The sequence below is a fragment of the Sulfidibacter corallicola genome (genome assembly GCF_017498545.1).
GTDB lineage: Bacteria > Acidobacteriota > Holophagae > Acanthopleuribacterales > Acanthopleuribacteraceae > Sulfidibacter > Sulfidibacter corallicola.
Genome location: NZ_CP071793.1, coordinates 5,618,591 through 5,632,216, shown reverse-complemented (window position 1 = coordinate 5,632,216; position 13,626 = coordinate 5,618,591). Strand labels below are relative to the sequence as shown.

Genomic DNA, 13,626 nt, shown 5'->3' with positions numbered 1-13,626 from the left:
GCTGTGCCATCAGATGGGCTTGACAAGGGTACGGCAAACAGAATCTCGACAAACTGCCAGGACCACTAAACCGCGGAACCGGCATTCAGGCCGCCAAGCGAGGATCCGTGCATCACTGAAGGCTCCGAGCCGGTGTCCGAGTTCCTGGCGATAGCCGAAGAAACGCGTCGTAACCTGCTGAATGGTTTCCCGGCCAGTGACCAGGCCGACGATGGTGCCTTTTCTTTTGGAAGCCGATCGGAGCTAGCTCGGAAAACAGTCGAAGTGATTGCGGACCTGGCGTTGGCGCAGGGATGCCCGAAAGCAGGGCTCTATGAATCGGGGGTGGCCACTTTCATCACTCTGACAGGACATCAGGCCGAAAAATCTGAACCGGTTGAGGGCGCACTTGGAAGGAGCCGGAATCGGTCCCAGGATCCTGCTTGGCTTCAAACAGTTGCTGTCGCCGTTCAGAACGTCCGAGCACAGGTCGTTGGTCAAGGGGGCGAGCCAGCGCCAGTTCACTGAATCCGTGACAACTCAAAAGCTACACTGGTTAAGATTAATGAATTCAACAACTTAGTTTAACCCTTAACCGAAGATCCCAGACCCCCTGGCGAGTTGTTCCTGAAGAACTACCACCAGGACCACCGGCGCAACCACCAGACCTAAACTGTTGTATTATATATATTTATATTAAAATAGTTAGTTTAGTTAGTAGTAAGGCGGAAAAATGCTCCTAAATAAATGCTGAAAAGGACGCCTCTGGTGACCAGGTAGGCAGCAGGTCGAGAAGGCCCAAAAAAGAAAAAACGCAAAAATGCAAAATAAAAGGGGTGCATATTTCCGAGAATGAAACCAACAACTAACACCTTCCTCTTTCAGCATTACAAAGCAAGCATGTTAAGCATGACCGAACTCTTCGGGTTGTTCATTCCAGATCGCACCCATTTGGCGCAATGCCCATTGATCCTGCCTCCGCGCTTCTCACATTGCCCCGTTTTCTAACGAGGACCGGCCCCACGGCCAGCTTGGCGTGACCATTCTGAACGGATCACGCCCAGGCTGACCTGTTTGATGGGCACTGGCGAGCCATGACGGGGCGGGTCCACAAAACGACGAAAACGATCTCCTTTGACCCGATTCAGGGTTCATTTTTGTAGTTAGTCTCCAACCCCAATTCCCAAAGGAGACACACAGAATGGACCCATCATCCCAGACGGCCCCTCACTCCGGGAACACGCTGAACAGCCGGTTTCAGGTAGGTGAACCATGATCACCCTTGAGATGCTGGACCGCACCCACCAAGCCTACCTCGCCAACCAAGCCAAGGAAGCGGCCGCGCAGGAAGATACCGTCGCCGTCCGCCAAGCCTGCGACGACCGGCAAGCCCACCAGCGTCCGTCCTGCGATGATGAGGCGCTGTACGTGGCCACGGATTGTACTTACTGGCGAACCGATCGGCCGACTGGCCTCGCTGGGGACCTTGGTGTGAACGGCACCTGTTATCGTCGGCTGGACCCAATCTATTTCGCCTGGCTGTGGCAACAAATGGAAAAGGTCCAGTGGGCTCACCACACGGGTAAGATGCCGCAAGCGCTTTTCGATCAGGTGTCGCAGCGCTTTCAAGAAATCTACGCCTGGGCCTTGGTGACATTCGACGAAGACTCGATCGACAAAGCCCGCAAGGCGTTCGCGCTTCGTGCCCGCCTTTACAAGCCTCCATCGATGGAGCCATTGATTCGCCTGGGGTTCGAACCAGCACCGGAGGACCGAGACCGCGCCGAGGAGGACCGGCGCAAGCAAGCCTACCTGTTTCCCGAAAAAGCCGCCGATGACTCTTGGTCGTTTTGGACGCCCGTTGCCGAGTCGGCACGGGAAAAGGTGGCTGCGATTCAGGCGAAAGCCTTGGCAAAGGGCTGGACAGAAGGTTCGCTTTGGCAGAATCGGGGAACCTTCAAGTTCCCATTCGGCGATGGCTATGGCCTGATTTGTTTTGTGAAGGACGCTGACCAAATCGGCCAGGTGCGAGCGGACCACATCGAGATCATCAAACCGGCGCCAGCCAATTCGATCCTCCGCTTCCAAAAACCGAAGGATTGAGCCTCACCCAGAGCCCTTCCTTGTGAGGGCTGGTACCCAAAATAGGCCGCGCCCATCGCCATTTTTGGCAAAGGGTGCGGCCAGCGGGCTCGACTTGCGGGTTAGCTCAACGGGTCATGGCAACCACAAGGGCTTCATTACTTTGGCGCTCGGGATTTTCTGCGGCCTCCTCCACGGCGTCCATCTCTTCATCAAAAGCGACCTGCTCGATCGTGTACCGATACCGGTTCCCGCTACCTTTTACTCTTTCAAGTTGAAACCCGGCTGCTTCGATGGCTTTCCGGTCATTCAATAATCGGTGGCCCAACTGTCGCGCGTTCTGGATACCAAATGGTTTTCCGGTGAAATCCTTGAACACGCGCTGAAGGCTGACCAGGAGTTCCTTGGCCAAGACCTTTTTGATCCGAAAAGGCGAATGGAAGGAGATAAGGTATCGCTCTCCAAAACTAGCCGAGGAGTCTTTGGTCTGCCTCGCCTCGTCAGCCTCCAGGGCTTTCCGGTATGCCTGAAATAGGATCGACAGGCCGAGTGCGATTTGGTTCCCATCCGCCTCCGTTTCCTCGGTGACTTCATTCAATCGCTCGATCATGAAGGAGAAAGATTCCCGCAGGGTTTGGAGGGCGGCGACGATTTCTTCCGGCTCCTCGATGCAGATGATCATCAGGTACATCAAGCTAAGGTAGTCATGGCATCGCTTCTTGTTGTGGTTACCCAACCGGTTCTCCAGCAATTCCACGGCGGCTTGGTGCCAGCCTGCTTTGATCAAGGCCAAAACCCCGGCCGTCCGAATCATCAAGGCTGACAAGATGTAGTCTCGGTGCTTTCGGATTTCATTGAGCACGGAAAACTCGATGAACCCGGATCGGCCATGCGCTTCATCGAACTCGATGGTGAAGAGCCGGGTCTGGATTTCGCCGAGTTCCGCACCCAGGGGTTCGATTCCCGTCGTGTTGATTAGGCACTTGGTCGGTGTCTTGACCACATCGGAATTGGTCCCGATGGCGATCTTCTCCCGAACGGCCTGGGTCGTCGCGAGAAGAAAAAACTGGTTTTTCTCAGTGTCGACGTTCTTCACTTCCACATTGTCCAGGGCGCATAGCGGATTCCTCGCGGCATCGGCATAATCAGCGGGGGTGGTGCTTGTGCGCAACTGAGGGTCACCATAGATGAGCGTCGTGATCATTTTTCCGGCTGCCGATTTGCCCGAGCCTTGCTTACCTTCAAAACGGGTCATGGGTCGCGTCCCGGCGAAATCGATGAGAAGAAAACAAGAAAGCCAGGCCATGACGAACTTTCGGTCATGCGCAGCACAGGTCATGTTTTGCATGATGATCCTGTCGACCAGCTTCGCTGCCTCAACGGGGTCGGCATCGGGGATAAACTGGATCGGCCGCATCTTATCCGATTCACGAAGCACGATCCCTTTTGGGTTGTCGCCATTCTTGAGAAGCCTCACGCCATCAGGTGAGATGCAGGCGATTTCATTGGCGTCGTTATTCAAGTTGAAATACACGGTGAATGTGTCCGTCTGGGAGTAAATCCAGGCTAGGTTGGCGACTTGGACACCCTCCTCCCGCGCAAGGTTCCGCAGGGTTTCGAGGATGACCCGGCCTGACGAAGACTCCTTTGTAAGCCCCGTGTGCTTTTGAAATACGGATAGGTACGAGCGTCGCCTCCCGACATTCCGGCTACCCGACTCCAGGATTTCGTTTTGGAAATACACGAACGGTTCCTCATGCTGGGTGTAGAAAAACTTCGCACCGTTTTCTTTGAACCACTGGTACACGACCTGGCCCAGTTCTTCATTTGTGACCCTGGAAGGATCATCAGCCGCCAACCGATATTTGAGCATCGCCTCTTGGCAGGACCCCTCTTTGACGGCCTGAAGCTGGGTCGCCAACTGTTGGCGCTGGTCCCCGGATTTTTTTTCGGCTTTCGCGGCTTTGCTCCCGGCCCGAAGCTCGCTTCGAAGTGCCTTCAGGGTGATCGCCTTCTTCCCGTATCGTTGCTGGATGAGCTTCAAGCATTTTTCCTTGAGGTATTCCGGCAACTTGGCAATCTCCACCATGAGCGGCTGGCGCTGCTTGAACCTTTGCTTGTCGTCCAGCGTGATATCGAGTTGGGCAATTTTGATCTCGATGGGTGACTTCGCCTCCGCGAGCAGCTCTTGAAATTCCTCGGCGGTGTAACCCAAGGTGAAATAGCCGTTGAGATCAATCTTGGCGTCGGCAATCAAGCGTTTGACAGTGGCCAGGTCCTCCTCGCTCGGATCCCTCAGTGACGCTTTCAGGTTCCTCGGATCCGAGTCCGGCCCGATCCCGAAATCCTTGAGAAGTTGATCGCGGGCGTCTCGTTGTTTGCGACCCAACGGAAGCGTGACAATCCGCGCGTCGATGTGCTTCTCCTCCAACAGTGTCGCCGTCATGATCGCACCGCTCAGCCCGACCCGGCTCAATTCGTTATCCTGGCAGATGAATACGTGCTTGACGTGCGCAAGTGCTTCGGCCAGGCGGGCTACATCCCTTTTTGGGAACCCGACTGTGACAGGCGAGATCACGGCGAGACCCTGCTGCATGGCCGCGATGCAATCGGTCACGCCCTCGGTGATGAGCACCTGCTCCGGTTTGCGAAGCAGGCAGTCCTCATTGTAAAAGGTGCTGTTGTCCATGCAGGGATCGACGTAGGGACGCTTTTTGGGATCATGAACCAGCAGTTTCAGGTACTTGCCCATGGTGTCCTTTTTTGACCAGGGCGTCTTCCGTCCAATCATGGAGACGATCCGGCCGCCGCGCCAATAGGGAAAGGTGACTCGATCCTTGAGCAGGGACTTCGCCATTTTGTTTTCGGTCAGCCAGAACGCGCCGGTCCGAATCGCGTCGCGGCGTTCGATGCCGAATTCTGTGTGAAGTTGCTCGATGGTCTCCTGGCTGGAGAGGTTGGCAATGCCGATTTTCAGATCGGTGATTGTTTCCATGGTGAGGCCATAATTCTCGCGGATCCAACCCAGTGCCCGAGCGTTTTCGAGCAATCGCCTGTGGAACAGCTCGGCAATGGCGGCCAAAGCGGTCAAGCATTGCTCCTTATGGAAGTATGCTTCCTCCATGGCTTTGATTTCGGCCTCGGATTTGCGATGCGCACCCAAAGGTTTCAAGCCGCACCGGCTGGCCAGGTAGTCCCGCGCGGCCTTGTGCGATTCCGTCATGGACCCACGCATCTTGGTGGTGCATTGGCCTGACTGGATGAACTCGACCAGGTGAAGCACGTCCCCGCCGACCTGACAGCCCCAGCACCGCCAGGAGTTGGTATCCAGGAACACGTGCAAGCTTCGCTTGGATGTGCTTTGGTGATGCGGGCAATCACATTCAAGCCTGTGAGCCGACGCCTCCGTGATCCGGGAGCCGAGAAGATCCCGGGCCACGTCCGAAATGGGCACGGCGGTCAACGTTTTATAGTACTGCGTCACTTGGGGATCACGAGGCATGTGCGGTTCCTTTCAAATCAACGGGCTCTCCGGCCAGCAGGGTGCCCAAAAGGGTTTGTCGTTTGTTGACGTTTCGTTTCTGGGCCGCACCTTTGGCGCCCCAGCCGTCGCCGACCAGCATGACGGTCTTCCTGGCACGGGTGACAGCCGTGTACAGCAGGTTTTGGTTGTTGAAGAACTGGTGGGTTTCGTGGGCGACGACAATGGCGCAGGGGTACTCGGACCCCTGGGCCTTGTGGACCGTCAGGACATAGGCCAGTTCGAGATTTATCAAATCCTTCCCTGCGATGGATACCGTCTGATCCTCGAACACGACTGTCACAACCCCGTTTGAAGCCACTTCCAAAACAGTACCGACCGCGCCGTTCATGACGCCCAAGTCATAGTTGTTGCGCGTCTGGATCACCTTGTCGTGTCTGTAGAACTTCGGTTTCTGTTTTTCGCCGACGCGGGGGACGATCACTCCATAGTGGTGTTTCTGCACCGCCGATTGGATCAGTTTGTTGAGGGCAATGGTCCCCAAAGGCCCTTTCCTCTGCGGGGTGAGGATCTGGGCATCCTTTACCGGGTCCAAGCCAAGACCACGCTCCAGCCGGCCTTCGTAGAGGGACACCAGGAATTCTTGGACCATCGTGACCTGCTTGAAGTTCTCTACCGAGTACCAAGGCTTCCTGCCGTCCCCTTTGGGAGTGGGCATGACGTGGCCTTTCAGGATGGCCATGCAGTTCTCTTTCAGCTCTCCCGCTTGGCGGACCACTTCATCAAGAATGACCGTGGGGATGGCCTTGGACCGGATCAGGTCCCGCAACGGGTTTCCCGGCCCGACCGGTTCGATCTGGTTATGATCGCCTACCAACAGCACCGTGGTCCGTTCCAGGTCAATGCACTGGAACAGGGCCCAAGCTAATTCGACGTCGACCATGGAAAATTCATCGACGATGATGATGTCGGTATCGATCGGATCTCTATCGAGGCGGCGGAATTGCTTCCCTTGGTACCCCAACAACCGGTGAATGGTGGAGGCATCCATCTCGGTGACCTGCTCCATTCGTTTGGCGGCTTTCCCAGTTGGCGCACAAAGGGTCACCGCCAATCTGCGTTCCTCGTAGATCTCCTTGACCTTTCGAATGGTGAACGTTTTGCCACTGCCGGCACCGCCGCTCATGAGCGCGATTCGGTGCCGCAAGGCATATTCGACGGCCTGGCGCTGACCGGCCAGCAATTGATGCTCGCCCGTATCTGCCTCGGTGATGATGGACGCAATGTCCTCGTACTCGAAGTGACAGTTGGTTTTCCAGGCATCGTGGAACATGTCCCGGAGCTCCGTCTCATATTGATAAATGAGCGGATGCGACAGCACGAAACGGCCGTGGACCGACGATTGAACAAGTTTTCCCTTTTCGACGAGGCCGGTCAGGCAACGATCAATTCGCTCCTCGCTATCGTTGGCATCCAAAGCCAGGTCCTTTTCGGTCTTCTCAATAAGGGCTTCCCAGTCGACATAGCAATGACCTGCGTTTTCTTTCTCCTCCCTTACCTTGTGGCGTAGGGCCGCTTCAATACGGCAATCCGCATCCTGAGCGACCCCTACCTTCAACGCAATCTCATCGGCTTTTTTGAATCCAAAACCAGGGACATCCTCAATGATTCGATAGGGATTGGTTTTCAAAATGCCAACGACATCGTGCCCATAGGTGCTGATCAAGGTGGCGACCTGGTGGTGGGTCAGGTCGTAGGCCGAGAGGTACGCCATCACCTCGTTGTTGGTCTGGTTCCCGCGCCAAGCAGCCCGGATGTTCTCGATCGTTTCCATGGGGACATGGGCCACTTCCTTGATTCGCTCCGGCTCCTCGAAAAGAACCCGTTCAAAATCGGAACCGAAGGCATCGGCGATCGCGGCAGCTTTCGCGGTTCCAATACCTGAAAAGGCTGGATTCCCGGCGAGGTAGTTGCACAGACCCTCGGGTGTAAGATCCAGGGACACCTGGACAGTAGCCACATCCATCTGCCAACCAAATTTGGAATGGTGTTTCCAAGTCCCCTTCAAGGTGATGCGCTGGCCAACCTGGGCCGAGAGGTTCCCTTTGAATGTCTTGACTTCGCCTGACTCCGTTCGAAGTTTCCCAATCATGAAGGGTCCATTTTGATAGGTGATCCGGCAGACTTCACCAGTCAGGGTTTTGGAAGTACTGTTTTCGTGGTTGTTCATGTCGCACACACCTTTTTGAAAAATCGAAGTAGATAGGTTTCGGTGAACCGGCGAGCGGCTTCGCGGTCGGAGCAGAAATAGATCGGGATGTCGTGATCCACGCAGATCGCAATCACGGAACCGAGGATGGCGTTGGGGTGGACCTTGCTCCGATAGTTACCGTCGAGCACATCGCGCAGATGACCCTCGACAACGACACAGGCCCGTTCGTAGGTTTGGAGTTTGTGCAGCTCCCGGCGAAAGCGGTCCCGGCCGCGAATGAGCGTGCCGACCAAGTCGGGCAGGGACTTGCGTTCCACGGCGACGGCCGTTTCGTGTCCGGCAAGTGAGTAATCACCGGCCGGAAGCGCCCGACGAACGGAATTAAACCGCTCGTCGGCGAACGCATAAGGAAGCTGCTCACGGGTATCGATGACGACCGTGGGCTTCGTGTTCATGGTCAGAAGGGCACACTGTCTTGGGTGCTGGCCTGCGCGTCGGGGTCATCGATTTCGATCAGTCGCTGCAGGTAGATGTTTTCGTAGTCGTTCTTGGTGACCTTTTTGACCTCCAGTTGGATGTCCAGCAACTCATGAAGCCGATGTTCCAAATCCGACAATTTAGCCAGGACCAATCCGGCAATGATCAGGTCTCTTTTCAGCCACTTGATGCTGGCCTCGGTGATCACGCTGTTCTTCCAAAGCAGCCGTTTGCGCTGGGTGGGTCCGATGATCCGCAACGTCCACTTGAGCATCGGATTGCCGGATTTGGATCTGGTCAGTTCGATTTTGTCCACATTCACCTGATACTTGCCGTCGGGCACAGGTGTGTGATTTGTTTCGCTGGCTTCCTCGGATTCGAACTTGTTGTCAAGTTCGGCCAGGTCGATTTGTTCGAAATCACTCATGGTTGTTTCTCCTAGCGGCTCTGGATTCGGGCACAGCGGTGCCAGGGCGCCGGGATGTCGGTCATCCAGGCACCTGGGAATCCAAGCCAATGGTGTTGTGGTTTGTGGTTTAAAACGAGCTGGTTAACTCGATTGCGCTAGGTGTTGTCGGTTCCCACGAATGCGTTGGTGATGGCTTGAAGATTCGCGGGAAGCTTGGCGGGTAGGCGACCGAGGGCGGTCCCTGCGCTATGGGTCAAAACGGGTTTCGATCGATCCGCCTCCTCTTTGAAAGCATGCTGGTGGATGAGTGATCGGGTCAGGATTTCAGGCTGCACTCTCGACCTGCCACTGGGTCACCCGGAACTTGCCGAACGGGCCTCGGCGGTCGGGCCGGAAATCACCCAGGCCAATTCGCCTCCCGGCGATGTCCACCAGTTTCCGAAGTGAAGCAACCGTGAGGAAGTCGGTGTCCAGGGTCATCTCAAAGGATAGTGCCCAGTCGCGGAAAATCGGCCAGTACCGCAGCACGCGCTTTCCGGTGGACGGGATGCGAATGGTCCGTTCGTCGACTGCCCAGCCGCAGTCGCTTTGGATCCGCATCTCGTAGCCCTCGATATCGAGGCCGTTGGCAACCAAGCTGTCTTCCTTGATTGCGGCTGTGCGGAGATCGCGAACGGGTTGGATGAGTCTCTCGGCATCGAGGATGCAGCGCAGCAGGTTCGGCTGCGGAATCACCGGGAATCCGGCTTCATCGGTGTAGAGCCGGGCTTCCGCTTCGTCGGCCGGAGCCCGGCGTGAACCGCTCGCGTGTCCGCCGCCGTAGGTCTCCTCGGAACATCGGTTGATAAGTAAGGGCGTAATGCCTGTGATGGTTGTGTGAATGTGTCGCATTATTCTGGTTCTCCTGAGTGTCCTTGCCTAGCCAAGCGGGAGCCGCAGCCATGTCATGCCTTGCCGAGTTTCAATGGTTAGGCTTGGGTTTGGGGTTCGGGGGTGGTGGCCTCGAAGGCTTTGGCCAGAGCCGCGTAGGTCATGGGCAGCTTGGCCTCCAGCCGACCTGAACGGTCACCGGCGACGTAGTCCGGACTTGGCTTGGTGTAGATCACCCGTTCGGCCTGGTTTAGTCCCTTCTCATTTCGATCTACCGAGCACAGCGCCACGATGTCGGCCAAGTCGAGAATGAACTGTCCCATCTTCTCCGGGAGGTTCGGCACGATCCGCGTTCGCGTGCCGGTTCGGGTTTCGATGGCCTTCTCGGTGCTGTGCGCGGTCATCCAAAGGCCGACCGGGAGCATGCTCAACTTGGTCAGGGCACGGATGAACTCGTTGCGCACCAACGCATAACCTTTGCCGTAGCCCATGTCGCTTTCGTGCTGGATGCCGTGCTGCGCGCACACATGGTCCGTGCAGAAGCACAGCAGGTTTGTGACCGTGTCGATGCAGATGACCTTGAAGGAATGGTCCATCTTCGCAATCTCGGCACACGCCTTAAGGAAATCCTCCCAGTTCTTGATCGGTTGGACGAATGCCTCGACATGGTTGTGGCCCGCTTCGGTAGCGAGGAACAGCGTGTCGGGAATCTGGGCGCACAGCTCGGTTTTGCCGATTTTGTTTGGGCCGTACAACAGGACGGTTTGGGAAATGAGTGATTGGTTCTTGGGTTGCTTTTCGGTGGGGAGTTTCACGCAGGGGTCTCCTTATTTATATGTATGGGTCAAAAGATGGGCGCTTCGGCTGCGGCCGGTTCCTCGGCCAGCTCCGAATGCGGGGGTTGACGTTCGTAGAAGGTGGGGATGAGGTGTTCGTTGTCGGGCGACTGGCACAACGGCAGGTAGGCGCACGCGCGGCCGTACTGGTAGCAGGCGCCTCGGTTCGGCAAATAGGCGTTTGCTCGGCGGGCTTCGAGCAGGGCCTGAGTCAGGTCCCAGATTTCCCCGGCGACCTGCTGCAGGTCACCTTGGGTGAACAGGACCTCCTCGCGGACGAACATGCCGGGCTCGTCGTATTTGGCAGCAAGCCGGTCTTTGAAGGCTTCGTCGGATTCCGGCAGCCGTCGCTTCGCGGAGGACCGACCAGTTTTCGATTTCGCGATCAGCGCTGCGCGGCGGGCTTCGAACTCGGCCTCGGTTTCGCCCCGGCTTTGCTGGAGGCGCGCCTTGCACAAGACGTTGTAGATGACACCTTTGATCTCGAGGCCCCAAACGCGCCGGGCGTATAGGGAATAGATCGAGATCTGAAAATCTCGCCACAGCCGTTCCAAGTAGGCGGCGTCCACTTGCGAGGCCGTCTTGGTCTCCAGCAGGAAGTGGTCGTCGCCCCGCTTCACGATCCCGTCGACCTTACCCGCGAACCGGAAGGACCGGGACACGCGGCCCGACTTCGGATTCACGATCGGGCCCTCGAACTTTTTCTCGAGCGCCATGATTTCGAAATCCTCGGTGGGGTAGCGTTTGACGTAGCCCTTCATCATGGCGGTCGCGAGATGCCAGTCGGCGCGTTGTTTCTCGTCGGTGGCTCGATCGGAATAGATCCGATCGATGTGATCCAGCACTGCCGGCAGGTCCTGTTGGCTGTGCCAGGACTCCAAGCAGTCGTGGATCAGCGAACCGAACGAAAGGGCCTGTGCCCGTTCCAGCGGCACCAGCTCTTCGATGTAACGCCAGCGCATTTTCTGGCGGCAGCTCAGGAAGGTGGCGAGCTGGGAATAGGTGATCAGCGTCTTCGGTTTCATGATGCAGCCTCGGCCGCAGACTTTTTGCGTCTGCGTTTCTTCCGGTTGCGCGGGTGTCGAGGTGGCTGGCTGGGGCAGGGGTGAATGCGGGAAAGCGAGAAGGCATCTTGGCCGAGGAAACGATGGACCAGGCCGACGAACAACGTGTTCACGGTTTGGCCGACCTGGTTCCCGGCCTGGATCACCAGGGTCCGCCTCTTGAAGTCGGCGGCCAGATCGCATTCGAGGAGCACGCGGGACTGGCCAAACAAGGCCTCGGCCGAGATCAGGGCAAGCGCCAGGTCGCTTTCGACGGCGTCCATGGACACGTGGTCTTTGAACTCGTATTTGTAGATGAGCTTGGGCATGGGTGGGTCCTTTCGGGAGGTGGTCGGCATGGGTAGGGGCTAAATACAGAAACCAGCGGCGAATCCGGTCAGGATTTTTTATTTTTTTTAGGATCGAGCTTGGTGTCCCGTTTTGACCCCGAGGGAGCTGAAACCCTTCGGGGCGTGTTGGAGACTAAATACCGGAAGCAGGAGAGAAACGGATCATCCATCTTGGCTGTCGATCGCGACCCGTCTTTTTCGGGCCTTCCGCCCTCGTTGGGTTGAGGACTAACTACAGGCGCGGTTGGCAAATCGGCTCAGGCAAACCTGAAATAATCTTGGAAACCGCTTCTGGCCAATCGCTGCCGGAGGTTTTTCTTGTAGCGTTTTGCGGTCGACTCAGAAACGCCAAAGGCCCGAGCTACCTCGGGAGCGCTCATCATTTGAAAGGCGAGCGCCACAGCAGCCAGCCCTTCGGGGAGCCGCTGGAGGAATCGCTCTAAATCCACTCTGAAATGAGTCGCTTCAGTGGTTGATGGTGCCTTGAAGCGCGTTTGGTTCTGGTGCTGACTGAAAAGAGGGCTCTCATTGACCCCGTTTAGCGGGATAGGATCATTCATGGAACACGTTTTCCGACAATCCCGTTTCTGCGCAGTGCATTCGTCGATGAAATTACGGGCGCGCTGGTCCACCACCATTTTGCCGAAGGAGTTCCAGGTCCCGAGGGTTTGGTTCCAATCGGGCTGTTTTCCCCAAAGATGGATGATCAATTCCTGTTCGAGATCCTCGACGTGATGTCGAGGCAGGCCAAGGGTTTCAATCACATGGGCTGCTTTGTACTTGATGTAGCCTGCGAGGTACTTGCCGAACAATTCACGAATCTCTTGATGTTTCAAAAAGGCTCTCCCTCTGCCGGGGCAGAGGAAGGCCGTTGCGGGTACCGAATCGCAGACCGGCCCTGCAGACACACGGAGGCCGTTGCGATACTGCGGTAGCAGTACCCACAACGACCTCCGCTTGTTCCGGTCAGTCGATGTTCAGAATGGGTTGTATTTTGGTGGCCACACGCTTACTTTGGACCGCAGGTCAGGCGTGCCTCTTGTTGGATAAGCGCTTTGGAATGGGGCGGGTAAACGAAAAAGGGGGCGTCCGAGTGAGCCTCATCGATGACGTCGAAGGGCAGGTGGGACGCCAGGTTCCTTCGTTCATGCACTAACTACAGAAAGCGAAGGGGAACCGCGTCACAAAATGTGAAAATAATCCTCTTCGGTGGCTGGAAGCCTGCCAGCCAGGCGAGGCGATTTTCGTTTACGTGTCATTCGAATGGGTGAATCAAATCACTTAGGCTTTTTCGTGTTCCAGCTCTCTGGGCTCACCGTTGGTGATTTTGATTTGATCAATCCATCCGTTTTTGATTTCGTCCAACTCGACAAAAAAATCGATCCAGCTCTGGCTAAGGGTTGCCTCGGGATTAAAAGGTTTCGGTGGGTTGTTTCGCACGGGATATCTGGATTTCTTGATGATTGTCGGCGGAGGATCGAGCAGTGGTTCGCCGTTCGTCACGTACAAGTCCTTGATTTCACCGAAGAGAAGCTCACAGGTCACTTTCTTGTAGAGCAACTGACGGAGGGCGGACAATTGGCGTACCGTGGAATAGGTCATTCGCTATTCTCCTGAGAAATTCGAAAAGATTAGGGTTTTCGAAGTCGCAACGAATGACCACCACCCATAAAGAACGCTCATAGACTATATTGAGACAGGTGTGATAGTCAGCACGAAGACATCGAAAGTTCGTGTATTTGACGACAAACCAGGCACGTTAGTCAACACCCCGTTCTGTTTTTTCAGACTTTTTACGAGAAGGTTAATCACCCTGGTTCCAGCTAGTTAGAAAAAAGCAGCAACCTTCTATTTTCTCCCGCCCCTCAAAAGTGTCCGTCAGCAGGA

General features: G+C 56.1%; 11 protein-coding genes. 1 reads left to right on the top strand and 10 read right to left on the bottom strand.

Features of this window, described 5'->3' with window-relative positions; translation table 11 throughout:
* The first annotated feature begins 1,251 nt into the window (after positions 1-1,251).
* Complete coding sequence (locus tag J3U87_RS17095) at positions 1,252-2,082, top strand: hypothetical protein (protein WP_237384268.1); 831 nt, start codon at positions 1,252-1,254, stop codon at positions 2,080-2,082.
* A gap of 106 nt (positions 2,083-2,188) precedes the next feature.
* Here the strand turns inward: J3U87_RS17095 and J3U87_RS17090 are convergent, their stop codons facing one another.
* From J3U87_RS17090 to J3U87_RS17045, 10 genes are all read right to left on the bottom strand, one after another.
* A complete protein-coding gene (locus J3U87_RS17090; protein ID WP_237384267.1) occupies positions 2,189-5,563 on the bottom strand; it encodes a hypothetical protein in 3,375 nt (1,124 codons plus the stop codon).
* Positions 5,553-7,772, bottom strand: coding sequence for an SF1B family DNA helicase RecD2 (gene recD2, locus J3U87_RS17085; RefSeq protein WP_449222368.1), 2,220 nt, complete (start codon positions 7,770-7,772; stop codon positions 5,553-5,555). Before recD2 ends, J3U87_RS17090 begins: the two co-directional genes overlap by 11 nt.
* Positions 7,769-8,209 carry an ERCC4 domain-containing protein gene (locus J3U87_RS17080; RefSeq protein WP_237384265.1) on the bottom strand — a complete coding sequence of 147 codons (441 nt, stop codon included), beginning with the start codon at positions 8,207-8,209 and terminating at the stop codon, positions 7,769-7,771. The genes recD2 and J3U87_RS17080 overlap by 4 nt, the downstream gene beginning before the upstream one ends.
* A gap of 2 nt (positions 8,210-8,211) precedes the next feature.
* Positions 8,212-8,658, bottom strand: a complete 447-nt coding sequence (locus tag J3U87_RS17075) for a DUF669 domain-containing protein (protein ID WP_237384264.1) — start codon at positions 8,656-8,658, stop codon at positions 8,212-8,214.
* A gap of 306 nt (positions 8,659-8,964) precedes the next feature.
* Positions 8,965-9,531, bottom strand: coding sequence for a hypothetical protein (locus tag J3U87_RS17070; RefSeq protein WP_237384263.1), 567 nt, complete (start codon positions 9,529-9,531; stop codon positions 8,965-8,967).
* A gap of 77 nt (positions 9,532-9,608) precedes the next feature.
* The gene (locus J3U87_RS17065; protein ID WP_237384262.1) at positions 9,609-10,325 is read right to left on the bottom strand and encodes an ATP-binding protein; all 717 of its coding nucleotides are present in this window, start codon (positions 10,323-10,325) and stop codon (positions 9,609-9,611) included.
* 29 nt (positions 10,326-10,354) lie between these two features.
* Complete coding sequence (locus J3U87_RS17060) at positions 10,355-11,371, bottom strand: PD-(D/E)XK nuclease family protein (protein ID WP_237384261.1); 1,017 nt, start codon at positions 11,369-11,371, stop codon at positions 10,355-10,357.
* Positions 11,368-11,718 (bottom strand): hypothetical protein, encoded by a 351-nt coding sequence (locus J3U87_RS17055; protein WP_237384260.1) that lies wholly within the window; start codon positions 11,716-11,718, stop codon positions 11,368-11,370. The genes J3U87_RS17060 and J3U87_RS17055 overlap by 4 nt, the downstream gene beginning before the upstream one ends.
* A 278-nt stretch (positions 11,719-11,996) precedes the next feature.
* Positions 11,997-12,575: a sigma-70 RNA polymerase sigma factor region 4 domain-containing protein gene (locus J3U87_RS17050; RefSeq protein WP_237384259.1), complete on the bottom strand. Its 579-nt coding sequence runs from the start codon at positions 12,573-12,575 to the stop codon at positions 11,997-11,999.
* Positions 12,576-13,020: 445 nt separating this feature from the next.
* Complete coding sequence (locus J3U87_RS17045) at positions 13,021-13,341, bottom strand: hypothetical protein (RefSeq protein WP_237384258.1); 321 nt, start codon at positions 13,339-13,341, stop codon at positions 13,021-13,023.
* Positions 13,342-13,626: the final 285 nt, after the last annotated feature.